The following is a 14,646-nucleotide window of genomic DNA, read 5'->3' as shown; positions in this document are numbered from 1 at the left end:
CGTAGCAACGTCGTAGCGAAATATGGGCTGCTGCGCGAGCTAGTTTCGCGCAAGCGTGATGGTGTTCAGCTCTGCAGTAAGGCGACCGCTTTGCTGATCTGCTGCACGGCGCTGGCTTGGCTCTGTGCTTTCGCGTCGCTCAGGCTCAGCAAGGGGATGGCGATCATCAGGTACAGCCCGATACTGGCCAGGGCGCCATTGCGTGTGTACTTGATGGTCAAACTGCTCATATCCCTGCTCCGTGATGCCGACGTTTGCTTACGCTCAGTTGATTAGAGAATAAATTGATTTAAAAAAGCATTAATCACGCTTTAGTGATTAATGCTTTAGATGTATGTGTGTGTAGAAACAGACCAAAAAACTGACATCACGCTGGGTAATGAGGTGCCGTTACCAACTAGGGTGTGCGCTCCGCCAATCGCTGCTCAGCATTCCTGGCGGCCGCATACCAGCCGCTGAATGGCCTGGCGCTCGCTTAACTGGGTCGGCATCTTCAGGGTGGTCAGGGTGCCGTCGCTCAAATGGATGACCCGTTCGCTTTCGAAGTGGATGCCGCTTTGATCGACGCTGGCATAGGTGATGGCGTAAACGTTCTGCTCCGAGACCAATTGGCTGCTACTCATGGTGGCAATTCCTAGATGCTGGCGCTGCCTTGCGGCAACGCCGGCCCGTTTAGTTATGGGTGGTTTTTTTGGCACTGCCGACAAAGGCGGAGGCGGCAAGCAAGCTGGCAATAGCGGCGAAATTGTTCATGGCGATTATCCTTCTGCGATGGTTGGCGATGCCCGATGAACAGATCATCCTCGCGTGGCGTCAGCGGCAGAAGTGAATGGGCGTTATGGTGACTATCGAACGCGCTGATACAGGCGCAGACTGGGTAATCGGTCGATTTTGTGCCTGGTTGACGACTCGCCCTCTTGCCTTGCCGTCTTGTCGCAGGCAGGCTTTATCACCGTACGAACCATTACTCGCGTTTCAGGTATTTGCCCCATGCCGTTGCAGATTTGCATTCTGGAAACTGACATTCTTCGCCCCGAACTGGTCGGCCAGTATCAGGGTTATGGCCGGATGTTCGAGCGGCTGTTCGCTAGCCAGCCGCTCGCCGCCGAGTTCGCCGTATACAACGTGATGGAAGGCAGCTACCCGCCTGACAGCGAACACTACGACGCCTATCTGGTTACCGGCAGCAAGGCCGATTCGTTCGGCAGCGATCCCTGGATCGAAACCCTCAAGACCTATTTACTCGAGCGTTATGCCCGTGGCGACAAGCTGCTCGGCATCTGCTTCGGTCACCAATTGCTGGCGTTGCTGCTCGGCGGCAAGGCAGGGCGCGCCGAGCAGGGCTGGGGCGTGGGCACTCATCGCTACCGCCTGGCCCACCAGCCAGCTTGGATGACCCCGGTGCTGGAGGAACTGACCCTGCTGATCAGCCACCAGGACCAGGTCACCAAGCTGCCGGAAAATGCCACCCTGCTGGCCTCAAGCGACTTCTGCCCGATCGCCGCCTACTGCATCGCCGACCAGGTGCTGTGCTTCCAGGGCCACCCGGAGTTCATCCACGACTACTCCAAGGAGCTGCTGGAGATTCGCCAGCAGCACATTGGCGAAGAGGCTTATCTGAAAGGTGTGGACAGCCTGCAGCATGAGCACCAGGGCCATACGGTGGCCGAGTGGATGATGCGTTTCGTCGCCCACGGCAAGCAGGGCCTGGACCTTTAGGTTAGGCCCAACAAAAAGCCCGGCATTGCAGCGATATTGCCCGGGCTTTTTCTGTCTCTCAGATTTTTCAGGCGCCTCGCGCCAGCTCCTCATCCATGGCGTTGATGCACTGTTGCATCTGCGCGCGGCAATCGAGCATCAGTTGGGGCAAGTCGTCCAGTTTCAGGCCGGCGGTGGGAATCTCCGGTAATGAACGAATCATGATGTTGCCGCTGTTCCAGCGGTTCAAACGCATGCGCTTGGCGTAACTGCTGGCGCACACTGGGATGATCGGTACACCTGCGGCAAGCGCCATCTGAAAGGCGCCCTTCTTGAAGGGCAAAAGATCCTCGCCGAGGTTGCGGGTACCTTCGGGGAACACCCAGATCGAGGTGTTCTTATGCTTAAGGGTGTCGGTGGTGGTGAGCATGGCACGTTTGGCCTTGAGCGCATTGCTGCGGTCGAGCAACACGTTGCCGGCCAACCAGTAGAGCTGACCGAAAAAGGGTACCCATTTCAGGCTTTTCTTGCCGATGCTGACGGTGCGCGGTGGTACCACGCGGCCAAGTACATAAAGATCGTAATTGGATTGATGGTTGGCGACGATGACACAGGGGCTATTGTGCTCCAGCAGCGTTTTGACGTCGGTCTTCAGTTTCAGGCGTAACAACCACAGTGCCGGCAATGAATAGAGGCGGGCGCACAGGCGGCTGTTATCGGGGTTGAACGGACGGCTCAGGCCGAGGAGTAGGCCGAGGATACCCGCGAGGATAAAGTGCATGACCATCGCCAGCATGCGCAGAAGAAAAAGCATTGGTTACGACCGCCAGAACAAAGGGCGCGCAGTGTACGGGGGGGGCAGGGTTTACGGCAAATGACGCTGATCGGAGGCCATTGACGGCGATTCTGCAGCGTTTCACCGGGGCGGATCGAGCGAGCGGTCAGCCACTCGCCCGTTCGATCCCGTGAAGGGTGGCCGCCAGCCAGGGCGGCCACGGGCTCACACCTTGAAGCGGCTCAGCAGGCGGTCCTGATGACTCACTTGGTCGACCATCACGGCGCATTGTTGCACCTGCTGCTCGGCCCCGCTGGCGACTTCATGGCTGATGTCGCGGATGTTGGTGGTGTTGCGATTGATCTCTTCGGTGGTGGCGCTCTGTTCTTCTGCGGCGGTGGCAATCTGCAGATTCATGTCGTTGATGCGGGTGATCGCCTCGCGAATACGCCCTAGCATGTCATTGGCCGCACTGGCCTCGTCAGCCGTTTTGCTGGCAGTGTCGCGGCTCTGCTGCATGCGCGTCTCGGCTTGTTTCACCCCGGTCTGCAGCTGATCGATCATCTGGCGGATTTCCTGGGTCGACTGCTGAGTGCGCGAGGCTAGCGAGCGCACTTCATCGGCCACAACAGCGAAACCTCGACCCGACTCGCCTGCGCGAGCCGCCTCGATCGCGGCATTGAGTGCGAGCAGGTTGGTCTGGTCGGCGATGCTGGTGATTACCGACAGGATCGACTCGATACTGTGGCTGAGCTTGGCCAGCTCGTTGATCGACTGGCTGGTGTCGTCCATCTCATCGGCCAGGCGCTTGATCGCGGCGGTGGACTGCGAAACCACGGCGACGCCGTTCTCGGTTTCCTGGTCGGCGGCGATGGCCGCTTGAGCGGCGGCCTGGGCATTGCGTGCAACTTCTTCGGCGGTGGAAGCCATTTCCTGCATGGCAGTGGCCAGCTGGTCCAGTTCCAACAGCTGTTGTTGCAGGCGATTAGCCGATTGGTCGGCTTCGTTAGAGGTCAGCGTAGTGCTTTCTCTGACCTGACGAGAACTGCTCATCACATCGCCAATCAGGCTCTGCAGGTTCTCCAGAAAGCTATTGAACTCGCGCTCGACCAAGGCGATTTCATCATTACCCTGGGCCGGCAGGCGGCGAGTGAGGTCGCCTTCGCCGCGGTTGATTTCGTTCAGCGAGCTGTGCAGGTTGGCCAGGGGTTTAAGCAGTCGGCTCATCAGCGCGGCCAGCAGCAGCAAGCTCAGTGCCACGCCGATCAAGGTACCTACCGCCGCACGCCAGCTCAGGGCGTTGGCTTCGCTCATCACTTTAGCTTCATCGAGCACCACGCCGATGTACCAATCCATGCCGTTGAGGTTGCTCAGCGGGGTAAAGGACACCAGCAGATCCTTGTCGCCGCCTGTAATGGCAGTCAGGGTTTGGTTTAGCGCCGGACTCTTGCCGTCGAACAGGGCGCTGAAGGATTTGCCGTTCAGGTTGGTATCCGGGTGCGAGATGATGTTGCCGTTGCGCGCGAGGAGAAACGCGTAGCCGGCGTCGTTGAAGTTCAGGGTATTGATGGTGTCGGAGATGGTCTTAAGGCTGATGTCACCGCCGAAGGCGCCCTTGAACTGGCCTTGATCGCTGAACTTGGCCACTGCAGAGATCAAAATTTCACCGGTGGCGGCGTCGGGGTAGGGTTCGGTCAGCATTGCATGACTGGCGGACTTCGCCACTGGGTACCAGGGCCGTTGCCGCGCATCCCAGCCAGTCGGGTTCCAGCTAGGGTCATTGGTGATGCGATTACCGTCGCTATCCAGTCCACCGAAAATCAGCAGGAATTGCTGCTTGAGGAGGGGTTGGTTGAATACGCGCTGGATCTGCTCATCGCCGAACTGGCTGTCGATATTTTGTGCCATCATGTCGATTAACTGCAGTTTGCCGTTCAGCCAGTTCTCAATCTGCCGGGCCAGAGCCCCGCTCGCATCATTAATGCTCGAGGCCGCTTGGTCGCTCAAGCTGGAGCGCACCTGGCTGACTTGGACAAACGAAAGCAGGCTGGTGGTGATAAACAACACCGTTGCTGCTGCCAGGCCCACTTTATGAGCAATCTTCATACGCGCATGTTCCTTGTAATTAGGTCGGCCAGCCTACGGTTGGCGGCGCGAGTCTATACGACTAAAGGCTTCGGTCATGATTTGATCGGCAGGCGACACGCTTTCTTGATGATCCGTCGATCGGTTGTTCGACGAGTGGCGTAGCGCAAGCCTGGCATGCCTAAGCATCTGCGCAGAGAAGGCGAATCAATAGAGCCAGTAGCAGGGTCCGATGGGGGCAAACATTGGGCATTGATCAGCGGTCTGATGAGCGCACGGTGGGACGGCTCTGCGCCTGAGGCACACGCGCTGCATACTTTTTTGGCTGCGGGCTTCACGGCGTGGCCCACTTGACGAGGCTCGCATGTCGACAATTAGCCGCGGGCGGAGGGCTATGATCGTTTGCGTTTGGGAGGCATGAAGTCTTTTGTGTTGCCTGGTTTCCAGCCCTTATGCCAAAGAAGGCGGTGGTGGTCATGGCCGTGGCGAGGGTGGTGACCATGCCGGCCGGGAGGCTGAGCATGACGGTTCCGAACATGTAGGCCGAGAAGGCGATCATAGGGGTGTCGAGTTTGGCGACGACAGAGGTGGAATGAACGCAGGCGTTATCAGTAACCGAGATAAGGCTGTAGTCCGCCCATCTGGTGTGTCTTCCCTAATAATGAAAAGCCCGGCATCGGGCCGGGCTTTTCATTATGCAGCGGAGACTTAGGCCAGCTGCTGCCGATCCAACTCAATGGCTTTGTCGAGGGTCTCCAGCAACGCCTTGCGCACTTTCAGTTTGGTGTTCTTGTGCGCAGTCATGTTGATCTTCTTCATCTGCTGGGCGACTGCCTGAGCGGTGGCCAGCAATTGCTCGGCAGGCACCACCTTATCGAGGAAGCCAGCAACCACCGCGCCTTGCGGATCGAACATCTCGCCATTGATCACCGAACGGTGGAACGCCGATTTGCGCAGGCGGTCGCGCGCCAGTTCGATGCCGACATGGTGCATGGTCATACCGATCTGCACTTCATTCAGGCCAATGCTGAACGGGCCCTCGACGCCGATGCGGTAGTCGGCCGAGAGCAGGATAAAGGCCCCCTTGGCCACGGCATGGCCAGGGCAGGCGACGATGATCGGGAAGGGGTGGGCGAGCATGCGCCGAGCCAGGGTGGAACCCGCCGCAACCAGGTTGACCGCGTTCTGTGGGCCGGAGGTCATCACCTTGAGGTCGTAACCGCCGGACAGGATGCCCGGCTGGCCGGTGACGATGACGATTGCCTTGTCCTGTTCGGCACGATCCAATGCGGCATTGAAGGCGGCGATTACGTCTGGCGAGATGGCGTTCACCTTGCCGTTGCACAGGGTCAGGGTGGCAATACCGTCTTCGAATTGGTAGCTGATCAGGTCGCTCATTGCAGGTTCCTTGTACTGAAGTACCACAGACGTTACCCACCCGCACCGCCCAGGTAAAGCGCCGTGGCTGACTGGTGAGTCAGCTGTGGCGGGCGATTGCAGCCTGTCGGCCTGATTGATACGGCAATTGGCGTCATGGGCATGCGCTGCCTTAGCGTAGCGCGCAGACTTGAGAGCTAGGCTGTGATGATGAGAAACAACAAGTTGGTCATTAGCTAGTGTGCCGGCTTGCGGGCAGTATCTCCGTTGGCGCTGCTACTGTTGGCTAGCAGCGCACGCAGCTAAAGCCCGCAGGGCGTGATGGCCATGTTCTTGTTCAACCTGTTTATTTCCCTTAGCGTCCTGCCGTTCGGCCACCTGCGTTTCGAAGCCACGCCTCTGGCTTGCCGAGTGGATGCCGAATATTTGTTATAAGCGCATGAATCTTCTGAAAAAACCTTTGCCTTTGGCGAGCTGTTCGGCTAGATTAGCGCGCCTCGACAGACACCTAGTGTCAGTCGAGATCCGGTGAAGTGTCCGAGCGGTTGAAGGAGCACGCCTGGAAAGTGTGTATACGAGAAATCGTATCGTGGGTTCGAATCCCACCTTCACCGCCACTTTCGCAAAACCCCTGAAAGAGCAATCTTTCAGGGGTTTTTTGCTTTATGGATTCGCTGGTGTCGCAGGCGGTCTCGGATGACCTCCTCTGCCGGAAAATTAGGCGCTGGATGCGGACTTCGAGCAATCAGGTTCCACGGTGAAGGTCTTGTTGGAGTCCACCAGTCCAACCTTCTCTAGGGTGCGCCGACCGACAAGCACTGGATAGTTCATCCTGTCCCGGTCGTTCAGTGAGAACTGCTCTTCATATACCCGGTCGCCAAGGCATACCTTCATCAATACGACAGGGCGTCTTTCTGCCCCACCGGCGCCACGGACTTTTATAGCTCGTTCTACCTTGCGTTCGAGCTGGGAGTTCACTTGCTTATTGGTATCGATGTCTTCCAGCTCGATGTTGAAGCGCACCCAGTCGTCGCCATCCTTCTTGAAGCGTTCGACATCTTCGGCATGCATCGAGGAGGTCAGAGCGCCGGTGTCGAGCTTGAACTTTACTGCGACGTTCTCAGGCAGGATCACGCCTTCTTCAACCCAGCCAAGCACTTGCTGGGATTCGGCGAAAGCAGGTGCTGCGCATAGCGAAAGCAGTATTGCAGCCTGCACCAGGCCGCCGGATAAGCGGATGGGGGATAGCTTTTTATTGATCATCTACTACCTCTTTCAGTCGCTTGCTAAGAGATAAGTAGAGTCGCCAGCCAGTGATACGTTCATAAAACCGTTACCGACAGGCGGCCAGTACTCGGGCTTTTGTTGCTTTGCGTTCCAATTCGCCGCTGGCTTCAGGCGCGTCCGTGCTTGGTGATGAGGCGTCCTGATCCATACCTTGCATAGGTACTATTAAGCCGAGTGATTTTAGCTGTGGTGCGTGAAGGCATAAGGTGACCCCAAGTCCAAGCAAGGTTCTGGAGGTGGCTATGCCGCACATCAACATCATGTCCATGGTCGGAACTGCGGTTCCGAGCGTTCTCAGGCTCGAAGGACATCTGGCTTGCTGGTATGTGGCGGTGGATGGCGTGCAGAAGTCCGGCCCTTTTACCTCCCTGGATGCTGCGGTTCACAGCAAGTCGATCTGGGAGCTTGAGTGGGTCATGCGCCAGAACGGCTTTCAGGTGCTGGCCGCGTAACGGTTTCCTGCGCTTCCCCTGGCGCACTTCGGCAGCGTGGACTGCCTGTTTTCTCCTTGTGCTTGCTCCGCACTCTTTGCCCGCCATTTGGCGGGTTTTTTTATGTTGCCTCCTCCTCGCGCGCTGCTGTTCGGGCCTGCTAAGGCGCTAAACTGCGTGTTTTATGGTGGGAAGCCCAAGCGTGAAGTGGGACATTTTCTGTAGCGTTGTCGATAACTACGGCGATATCGGCGTGACCTGGCGCCTGGCGCGGCAGTTGGCGGCCGAGCATGGGGTGGAGGTACGCCTGTGGCTGGATGACCTCGACGCCTTCGTTCGCTTGTGCCCACAGGCCGACAGGCATGCGGCGCAGCAATCCCGGCAGGGCGTGGAGGTTCGTCAGTGGCCGCTGCCTTGGCAACCGGTGCAGCCGGCGGATGTGGTGATCGAGGCGTTTGCCTGTGAATTGCCGACGGCTTATGTTGCGGCGATGGCCGCGCGGCCGCGCAAGGTGTTGTGGCTCAATCTGGAGTACCTCAGCGCCGAAGACTGGGTCGAGGGCTGCCATGGTTTGCCGTCCTTGCAGTCGAATGGGCTACAGAAGTTTTTCTTCTTTCCCGGCTTCACCTCCGGCAGCGGTGGCTTGTTGCGCGAGCGTGATCTACTGGCGCAGCGCCGCGCGTTTCAGGCCGATCCGCTGGCGCGTGCGGCTTTTCTCCAGGGCCTGGGGGTGGCGTCGATCGCGGGCGCGCGGCGGGTCTCGTTGTTCGCCTACGAGAACTGCGGCCTGGCCAGTTGGCTGGAGGTCCTGGCGGCGGACACCCGTGTTACTCAACTGCTGGTGCCGGAAGGGCGCATTCTCGCCGATCTGCAAGCCTGGTTCGGTTGCGCGGCGCTGGTCGCCGGCGATCGTCAACGGCGTGGCCAGTTGCACGTCCAGGTGCTGCCTTTCGTCGAGCAGGAACAGTACGACCGTCTGCTCTGGAGTTGCGACTTCAATGCGGTGCGCGGTGAGGACTCGTTCGTCCGCGCGCAGTGGGCCGGGCGACCGTTGCTCTGGCATATCTATGAGCAAGGGGAGGGCGCCCATTGGGACAAGCTCGAGGCGTTTCTGGCGCTTTATACCAAGGGCCTGTCGCCTGCCGCGAGTGCGGCGCTGGAGGGGTTGTGGCGGGCGTGGAATGCCGGTGAAGGCATGGGCGCGAGTTGGAATGCGCTGTTGCAGGTGTGGCCAGAACTGGCCGAGCATGCCAAACGCTGGTGTCTACAACGGGCTTCTCAGGCTGATCTTGCAGAGACACTGGTAGTGTTTTACCAAAATTGGCTATGATACGCGGCCTAGAATTCCGTATCTCCATCCAAATCCGGATATTAGTATGAAAACCGCACAAGAAATGAAGCCCAACAGTGTGGCCCTGATTGACGGCCAGCCTTGGCTTATCCAAAAGGCCGAGTTCACCAAGTCCGGTCGTAACAGCGCTATCGTTAAAATGAAACTGCGCAACCTGCTGACGGGTTCCTCGACCGAGACCGTGTACAAGGCCGACGACAAGCTCGAGCCGGTCATCCTCGATCGCGTCGCTGTGACCTACTCCTATTACAGCGAGCCGAACTACGTCTTCATGGACGATGAGTTCAACCAGTACGAACTCAACCAGGATGACCTGGAAAGCGTTATGCCGTTCATCGTCGACGGCATGACCGATATCTGCGAAGCCGTGTTCTTCGAAGGCAAAGTGGTTTCGGTCGATCTGCCGACTACCATCGTGCGTCAGATCACCTACACCGAAGGTTCCGCCCGTGGCGACACTTCCGGCAAGGTGATGAAGACTGCCAAGCTGAGCAACGGCACTGAAGTTCGGGTTGCAGACTTCTGCAATATCGACGACTGGATCGAAATCGATACTCGCTCCGGCGAATACAAGTCCCGCGCTAAAGCTCCAGTCTAAATACTGGCTTTACCCGCGAGCAGAAGAAGCCCGGCCTGGTGTCGGGCTTTTTTCTGCCTGGGATTTGTCGATAGGCCAGGAGGTTGTTGCGGGCCGCGCAGGCTGAATGGTGCAAAGTCCGACCTGGCGTCGGTGAGTCGTGAAAACAGCGGAGCGCCGCCTGGCCCACCAATCTAGCTGGTATTGGTGTTGTCTGATGGTGGGTTGCGGTACGGCAAATTTTGCGGTTGGCCGTGCTGTTGTGCGTTGCGTTTAACCTACCCTGGTTAGTGGCGGTTCAGGCCGCTATGCAGGGTCAAGTCCCAGGGCGGTATTGGGCCGAAACGGGCTTTGAGAAACTCCAGCAGTAGGCGACTGCGCGAGGCGCTTTCTCGTTCCAGGCGCAGGGCGTAAATACCGCTCGGTTCCGGCGCCGGCAGACCGGCTTCGCAGAACAGTGGCAGCAATTCGCCGCGCAGCAGGTAATCGCTGATCAGCCAGGTCGGCAGGTGAGCGATACCCAAGCCGGCGAGGGCGCCGAACAGTAGGGTTTCGGCGTTGTTGGCGATCATGCGCAGGCGTTTCGGCCGGCAGATCTGCAGCTTGCCGCCGACGTCGAAGCGCCAGGCGTAGGGTGGCGCCAGGCTGTCCCAGTCGAGACCGTCGTGCTCGACCAGTTCGCAGGGCGAGCGCGGCACGCCGTGTCGTGCCAGGTAATCCGGGCTGGCGCAGACCACTCGCACCAGTGGCGAGAGGGCGGTTGCGACCAGGCGGGTGTCGGCCAGCGGGCCGATGCGCAGCACCAGATCGACTTCGCCGAGGTGCGCGCCGTGCAGGTCGATGAAGCTGTCGATCAGGCGCAGTTGCACATCCAGCCCCGGATAGGCGACGAGAAACTCGGCAATCGCCGGTGCCAGGTGGCGCCGGCCAAAGGGCGCTGGCGCGTCGATGCGGATCAGGCCCTCCGGCGCGCTGCTCAGCGATACGGCTTCCGCGCGGGCCTGGTGCAGTTCCGCGAGGATGCGCCTGGCGCGCTCGGCAAAGGCCAGTCCCGCCGGAGTGGCGCGTACCGCATGAGTGCTACGGCTGAACAGGCTGCTACCGAGCGAGCGTTCCAGCGTATCAATGCGCCGGGCCACGGCGGAGGGGGTGAGCGGATGGCGCCTGGCGGCGGCGGAGAAGCTGCCAGTTTCCAGCACGTCGAGAAACAGGCTGAGTTGGTCGGTAAGGGCGTCGGGATTCATGTGTGGCTCGCTTATGCGTAATCAGCACAGCGATTGTGCGCTGCTGTGCGTTTCCGGGCCAGTACTGGCTGGCTAGCATGCGCAGGACGCCAATGGAGCCACTGATGAACCTGATCGACTTTGCCCTGAATCTGCTCCTCGGTGTGCTGCTGGGTACGCTAGGCGGCCTGTTCGGCATCGGCGGTGGTTTGATCGCGATCCCCGCTTTGGGCGTGCTGTTCAGCCTGGATCAACAGTTGGCCCAGGGCACTGCCCTGGTGATGGTGGTGCCAAATGTGCTGCTGGCGCTGTGGCGCTATCACCAGCGCAACCGCATCGACCTGCGTCATGCGCTGACCCTGGCACTCAGCGGCTTCTTGTGTGCCTTGCTCGGGGCGGGTTGGGCGGTGACGCTGGATGCCGAGCGCATGCGCCTGGTCTTCGTCGGTTTTCTGTTGGCGCTGGCGCTCTACAACCTGTCGCGGGTGTATTGGCGCCCTGCCGCGGGCAACAGCGAGCTACGCCAGCCCTGGCCCTGGCTGGCGGTGCTGGGCAGTGGCGCCGGTTTGCTCGGCGGCCTGTTTGGGGTCGGTGGCGCGGTGTTGGCCACGCCGGTATTGACCAGCGTATTCGGCACCACTCAGGTCGTCGCCCAGGGTCTGGCATTGGCGCTGGCGGCGCCCAGTACCGGAGTGACCTTGGTGACCTATGCGTTGCACGACCATGTCGACTGGGCGCTGGCGCTTCCCCTGGCAATTGGCGGACTGCTCAGCATCAGTTGGGGAGTGAGGCTTGCCCACGCCTTGCCCGAACGGCTGTTGCGCGCGCTGTTCGCCGCTTTCCTGCTGCTCTGTGCGCTGCTGCTCGGTCTTAGAGCCTGAAGCCTTCGACGATGTGCTCGGCCAGGGTTTCGGTTACTGGCGACTGGCTGTGCGAGTTACGCAGCAGCACGATGCTGGCCGAGGGCATGACCGGTAGACCTTCCGCCTCACCGATGATGCGCATATCCGGGGTGATCAGGCTCTGCAACTGCGCGGTAATTGCCAGGCCGGCGCTGACTACCGCCATGATCGCCGAGAGGCTGGGGCTGGTATAGGCGATGCGGTATGGGCGCTCCATGGCGTCCAGCGCATTGCAGGCCCAGGAGCGGCAGAAGCACTGGGCATTGAACATCGCCAGCGGCAGCGGCTCCAGTTCGTGCGGGCTGAAACCCTGAGCCTCGGCCCAGACCACGCGCTCCTGGCGTAACAGTTGGCCGATTTCGGTGCCAGGCTCGCGGGTGACTATGGTCAGATCCAGATCCTGGCGTTGCAGCAACTGGAACGACGGTTCGCAGTGCAACTCCACCTGCACCAGCGGGTAAGCCTGGGCGAAGCGCGAGAGAATCCCCGGCATAAAGCGCATCACATAGTCATCCGGGGTGCCGATGCGCACCGAGCCGACCATATGTGGCTCGCGCAGGGTGTTCATCACTTCGCCGTGCAGTTTGAGGATGCGCCGGGCGTAGCCGAGCAGCACCTGGCCTTCGGCGGTCAGGCTGAGCTGGCGTCCGTCGCGCTGGAACAGCGGACGCTGCACCACGTCCTCCTCCAGGCGTTTCATCTGCATGCTGACCGCAGACTGGGTACGGTTGACCATCTCGGCTGCTCGGGTAAAGCCGCCGTTGTCGGCGATGGCGACGAAGGTACGTAGCAGCTCGCTGTCGATGCTCGGGTAGCTGGCCATTCATCAATCTCCGAGATGGAAGGCATAAGAAACATTCGTTGGATTGATCATAAGCCCAGCGCGAGACTGTCGCCAACCCCACAGGAGGGCGACGAGATGAAAGGTCAAAAAGGTTATGCGCTAGTTAATCGGGTGCCTCGCAGTGGCATCAGTCTGAGTGCTCTTGCCCGAGCTGCATGGCTGCAGCTCATGCGTTGGCAGCAATTGGCAAAACAACGTCGGCAGTTGGCTACGCTTAACGATGCGGCGCTCAAGGATATGGGGCTCAATCGCGGCGATGTGTTTCGCGAGACCGAGCGGCCGTTCTGGGATGATCCATTAGCGAAAGCAGCGGGTTGCGATAAGTCGGAGTATTGAGATGCAAGTAAAGGTGCGGATCGTCAACGCTTTTGTCGATGGCGCAACAGGCGGCAATCCTGCCGGCGTGGTGCTGCAGGCCGACGCATTGGATAGCCGGCACAAGCAGGCGATCGCTGCTCAGGTGGGGCTGTCGGAAACCGCCTTCGTTTCCAGCTCAACGAGTGCGGCGTTCAAACTGGAGTTCTTCACCCCCGCCCTGCAGATCGCGCATTGTGGCCACGCGACGGTGGCCACGTTTTCTCTGCTGCGCCAGTTGGGCATGGTCGCAGAGGGCTGGACCAGCAAGGAAACCATCGACGGCAACCGCGACATCCTGATCCAGGCGGACATGGCGTTCATGGAGCAGCGCGCGCCGGACTACCTCGACCTGAGCGATGACCCGGCCCTGCTCGCCGAGGTGCTGGCAGCCTTGGGTAGCGATCCCGCGCAGCTGCTGCCTGGCGTTTGGCCGGCGCGAGTGAGTACCGGTGGTGCTTTTGTTGTCATTGCGCTGGTGGATGAGGCGCAGGTGCATGCCCTGCATCCCGATCAGGCGGCATTGACGCGACTCAGCGAGCGACTCGATCTTATCGGCTTCTATGCCTTCTCCCGACAGACGCAGCATCCGGGCCGGGCGGCGGGTGCGCGCATGTTCGCGCCGCGCTACGGCATCGACGAAGAGTCTGCCACTGGCATGGCGGCAGGGCCGTTGGCCTGTTTCCTCCATGACCGTATGCAGCTGCCGGGGTCACGCCTGCTGATCGAGCAGGGTTACCTGATGCAACCGCCATCGCCCAGTGTGATCACCGTCGACCTGCAATTGGCGCAGGGGCGCATTGAGCGGCTGCTGGCTGGCGGCAAGGCGCAGACGATGCATGAGTTGACCCTCGAGCTATGACTTGGGGGCATTGTCCGCCGAGATGACAATGCATGGCGTCTGTGTTCATTGCGCCGCGAGTCGCGATGTACTGGGTTTAGCGAGGGTAGTGGATCGGCGGATCGGCAACCGGCTGTGGGTTCCGCTACAATGCGCGCCGAATTCGATTGCCTGAGAGCCTGCCCATGTCCGCTTGCCAGACCCCGATCATCGTTGCCTTGGATTTCCCGACCCGTGATGCCGCCCTGGCGCTGGCCGAACGGCTCGATCCCAAGCAGTGCCGGGTCAAGGTCGGCAAGGAGCTGTTCACCCGTTGTGGTCCGGAGATCGTCACGGCCCTGGGCGACAAGGGTTTCGAGGTGTTCCTCGACCTGAAATTCCACGATATTCCCAACACCACGGCGATGGCGGTCAAGGCAGCCGCCGAGCTGGGCGTGTGGATGGTCAACGTGCACTGCTCGGGTGGCCTACGCATGATGGCGGCCTGCCGTGAAACCCTGGATGCCCTGAGCGGCGCCAAGCCGCTGTTGATCGGCGTAACCGTGCTGACCAGCATGGAGCGCGAGGATCTGGCCGGCATTGGCCTGGATATCGAACCCCAGGCGCAAGTCCTGCGTCTGGCGGGTCTGGCCGCGCAAGCCGGGATGGATGGCCTGGTGTGTTCCGCCCAGGAAGCCCAAGCGCTCAAGGCTGCTTATCCGGGATTGCAGCTGGTCACGCCCGGCATTCGTCCGGCGGGCAGCGCCCAAGACGATCAACGGCGTATTCTGACTCCGCGCCAGGCGCTGGATGTCGGTTCCGATTATTTGGTCATCGGCCGGCCGATCAGTCAGGCCATCGACCCTGCGCAGGCCTTGGCTGCGGTCGTGGCCGAGCTGACCTGAGCGCGTGTGAAATAGCC

At 60.2% G+C, this 14,646-nt stretch carries 16 protein-coding genes, 1 tRNA gene and 2 pseudogenes; 10 read left to right on the top strand and 9 right to left on the bottom strand.

Features of this window, described 5'->3' with window-relative positions:
• Positions 1-65: 65 nt before the first annotated feature.
• On the bottom strand, positions 66-230 hold the full coding sequence (locus VCJ09_RS12765; RefSeq protein ID WP_324730571.1) for a hypothetical protein: 165 nt from the start codon (positions 228-230) through the stop codon (positions 66-68).
• A gap of 195 nt (positions 231-425) precedes the next feature.
• Positions 426-623 (bottom strand): type III secretion system co-regulatory protein PtrC, encoded by a 198-nt coding sequence (gene ptrC, locus VCJ09_RS12760; RefSeq protein ID WP_324730570.1) that lies wholly within the window; start codon positions 621-623, stop codon positions 426-428.
• Positions 624-990: 367 nt separating this feature from the next.
• On the opposite strand from ptrC, the gene VCJ09_RS12755 reads away from it, so the two are divergent.
• Positions 991-1,719: an amidotransferase gene (locus tag VCJ09_RS12755; protein WP_324730569.1), complete on the top strand. Its 729-nt coding sequence runs from the start codon at positions 991-993 to the stop codon at positions 1,717-1,719.
• A 67-nt stretch (positions 1,720-1,786) separates the two neighbouring features.
• Here the strand turns inward: VCJ09_RS12755 and VCJ09_RS12750 are convergent, their stop codons facing one another.
• The 4 genes and pseudogenes from VCJ09_RS12750 to VCJ09_RS12740 all read right to left on the bottom strand — a co-directional run bounded on the left by VCJ09_RS12750 (position 1,787) and on the right by VCJ09_RS12740 (position 5,956).
• Positions 1,787-2,512, bottom strand: coding sequence for a 1-acylglycerol-3-phosphate O-acyltransferase (locus VCJ09_RS12750; protein ID WP_324730568.1), 726 nt, complete (start codon positions 2,510-2,512; stop codon positions 1,787-1,789).
• A gap of 186 nt (positions 2,513-2,698) precedes the next feature.
• Entirely contained in the window at positions 2,699-3,526 is an 828-nt protein-coding gene (locus tag VCJ09_RS24810) for a methyl-accepting chemotaxis protein (RefSeq protein ID WP_407693042.1), read from the bottom strand.
• Positions 3,527-3,556: 30 nt separating this feature from the next.
• Positions 3,557-4,579, bottom strand: a pseudogene (locus VCJ09_RS24805) (HAMP domain-containing protein); the annotation flags it as partial.
• A 687-nt stretch (positions 4,580-5,266) separates the two neighbouring features.
• Entirely contained in the window at positions 5,267-5,956 is a 690-nt protein-coding gene (locus VCJ09_RS12740; protein WP_324730566.1) for a crotonase/enoyl-CoA hydratase family protein, read from the bottom strand.
• Positions 5,957-6,462: 506 nt separating this feature from the next.
• Here VCJ09_RS12740 and VCJ09_RS12735 point away from each other — a divergent pair.
• A tRNA-Ser gene (locus VCJ09_RS12735) sits at positions 6,463-6,552 on the top strand.
• A gap of 100 nt (positions 6,553-6,652) precedes the next feature.
• On the opposite strand, the gene rloA3 is transcribed toward VCJ09_RS12735, so the two are convergent.
• Entirely contained in the window at positions 6,653-7,198 is a 546-nt protein-coding gene (gene rloA3, locus VCJ09_RS12730; RefSeq protein WP_324730565.1) for a retropepsin-like aspartic peptidase RloA3, read from the bottom strand.
• A gap of 266 nt (positions 7,199-7,464) precedes the next feature.
• Between rloA3 and VCJ09_RS12725 the strand changes: the two genes are divergently transcribed.
• The 3 genes from VCJ09_RS12725 to efp all read left to right on the top strand — a co-directional run bounded on the left by VCJ09_RS12725 (position 7,465) and on the right by efp (position 9,602).
• Entirely contained in the window at positions 7,465-7,674 is a 210-nt protein-coding gene (locus VCJ09_RS12725) for a hypothetical protein (protein WP_324730564.1), read from the top strand.
• Positions 7,675-7,855: 181 nt separating this feature from the next.
• Complete coding sequence (earP, locus tag VCJ09_RS12720; protein WP_407692966.1) at positions 7,856-8,983, top strand: elongation factor P maturation arginine rhamnosyltransferase EarP; 1,128 nt, start codon at positions 7,856-7,858, stop codon at positions 8,981-8,983.
• 46 nt (positions 8,984-9,029) lie between these two features.
• A complete protein-coding gene (gene efp, locus VCJ09_RS12715; protein WP_324730562.1) occupies positions 9,030-9,602 on the top strand; it encodes an elongation factor P in 573 nt (190 codons plus the stop codon).
• Positions 9,603-9,868: 266 nt separating this feature from the next.
• Here the strand turns inward: efp and VCJ09_RS12710 are convergent, their stop codons facing one another.
• Positions 9,869-10,825, bottom strand: coding sequence for a LysR family transcriptional regulator (locus VCJ09_RS12710; RefSeq protein ID WP_324730561.1), 957 nt, complete (start codon positions 10,823-10,825; stop codon positions 9,869-9,871).
• Positions 10,826-10,929: 104 nt separating this feature from the next.
• On the opposite strand from VCJ09_RS12710, the gene VCJ09_RS12705 reads away from it, so the two are divergent.
• A complete protein-coding gene (locus VCJ09_RS12705; RefSeq protein WP_324730560.1) occupies positions 10,930-11,685 on the top strand; it encodes a sulfite exporter TauE/SafE family protein in 756 nt (251 codons plus the stop codon).
• On the opposite strand, the gene VCJ09_RS12700 is transcribed toward VCJ09_RS12705, so the two are convergent.
• Positions 11,675-12,529: a LysR substrate-binding domain-containing protein gene (locus tag VCJ09_RS12700; RefSeq protein WP_324730559.1), complete on the bottom strand. Its 855-nt coding sequence runs from the start codon at positions 12,527-12,529 to the stop codon at positions 11,675-11,677. The two genes, VCJ09_RS12705 and VCJ09_RS12700, sit on opposite strands and share 11 nt — an antisense overlap.
• Here VCJ09_RS12700 and VCJ09_RS24965 point away from each other — a divergent pair.
• From VCJ09_RS24965 to pyrF, 4 genes and pseudogenes are all read left to right on the top strand, one after another.
• Positions 12,496-12,576: pseudogene (locus VCJ09_RS24965) on the top strand (hypothetical protein); the annotation flags it as partial. The gene VCJ09_RS12700 and the pseudogene VCJ09_RS24965 overlap by 34 nt on opposite strands.
• A 49-nt stretch (positions 12,577-12,625) precedes the next feature.
• Positions 12,626-12,886 carry a DUF1127 domain-containing protein gene (locus VCJ09_RS12695; RefSeq protein ID WP_079202109.1) on the top strand — a complete coding sequence of 87 codons (261 nt, stop codon included), beginning with the start codon at positions 12,626-12,628 and terminating at the stop codon, positions 12,884-12,886.
• A 1-nt stretch (position 12,887) separates the two neighbouring features.
• Positions 12,888-13,766, top strand: coding sequence for a PhzF family phenazine biosynthesis protein (locus tag VCJ09_RS12690; RefSeq protein WP_324730558.1), 879 nt, complete (start codon positions 12,888-12,890; stop codon positions 13,764-13,766).
• Between the two features lie 164 nt (positions 13,767-13,930).
• Complete coding sequence (pyrF, locus tag VCJ09_RS12685; protein WP_324730557.1) at positions 13,931-14,629, top strand: orotidine-5'-phosphate decarboxylase; 699 nt, start codon at positions 13,931-13,933, stop codon at positions 14,627-14,629.
• The last annotated feature ends 17 nt before the right edge of the window (positions 14,630-14,646 follow it).

The sequence above is a fragment of the Pseudomonas paeninsulae genome, from assembly GCF_035621475.1.
GTDB lineage: Bacteria > Pseudomonadota > Gammaproteobacteria > Pseudomonadales > Pseudomonadaceae > Aquipseudomonas > Aquipseudomonas paeninsulae.
Note: the sequence above shows the minus strand (reverse complement) of the source record. Positions and strands in the feature narration are given on the sequence as shown.

Excerpts from the sequence above, each read along its gene's own strand:
- VCJ09_RS12765 (WP_324730571.1), bottom strand. The coding sequence starts at position 230 with ATGAGCAGTTTGACCATCAAGTACACACGCAATGGCGCCCTGGCCAGT.
- ptrC (WP_324730570.1), bottom strand. The coding sequence starts at position 623 with ATGAGTAGCAGCCAATTGGTCTCGGAGCAGAACGTTTACGCCATCACC.
- VCJ09_RS12755 (WP_324730569.1), top strand. The coding sequence starts at position 991 with ATGCCGTTGCAGATTTGCATTCTGGAAACTGACATTCTTCGCCCCGAA.
- VCJ09_RS12750 (WP_324730568.1), bottom strand. The coding sequence starts at position 2,512 with ATGCTTTTTCTTCTGCGCATGCTGGCGATGGTCATGCACTTTATCCTC.
- VCJ09_RS24810 (WP_407693042.1), bottom strand. The coding sequence starts at position 3,526 with ATGAGCAGTTCTCGTCAGGTCAGAGAAAGCACTACGCTGACCTCTAAC.
- VCJ09_RS12740 (WP_324730566.1), bottom strand. The coding sequence starts at position 5,956 with ATGAGCGACCTGATCAGCTACCAATTCGAAGACGGTATTGCCACCCTG.
- rloA3 (WP_324730565.1), bottom strand. The coding sequence starts at position 7,198 with ATGATCAATAAAAAGCTATCCCCCATCCGCTTATCCGGCGGCCTGGTG.
- VCJ09_RS12725 (WP_324730564.1), top strand. The coding sequence starts at position 7,465 with ATGCCGCACATCAACATCATGTCCATGGTCGGAACTGCGGTTCCGAGC.
- efp (WP_324730562.1), top strand. The coding sequence starts at position 9,030 with ATGAAAACCGCACAAGAAATGAAGCCCAACAGTGTGGCCCTGATTGAC.
- VCJ09_RS12710 (WP_324730561.1), bottom strand. The coding sequence starts at position 10,825 with ATGAATCCCGACGCCCTTACCGACCAACTCAGCCTGTTTCTCGACGTG.
- VCJ09_RS12705 (WP_324730560.1), top strand. The coding sequence starts at position 10,930 with ATGAACCTGATCGACTTTGCCCTGAATCTGCTCCTCGGTGTGCTGCTG.
- VCJ09_RS12700 (WP_324730559.1), bottom strand. The coding sequence starts at position 12,529 with ATGGCCAGCTACCCGAGCATCGACAGCGAGCTGCTACGTACCTTCGTC.
- VCJ09_RS12695 (WP_079202109.1), top strand. The coding sequence starts at position 12,626 with ATGAAAGGTCAAAAAGGTTATGCGCTAGTTAATCGGGTGCCTCGCAGT.
- VCJ09_RS12690 (WP_324730558.1), top strand. The coding sequence starts at position 12,888 with ATGCAAGTAAAGGTGCGGATCGTCAACGCTTTTGTCGATGGCGCAACA.
- pyrF (WP_324730557.1), top strand. The coding sequence starts at position 13,931 with ATGTCCGCTTGCCAGACCCCGATCATCGTTGCCTTGGATTTCCCGACC.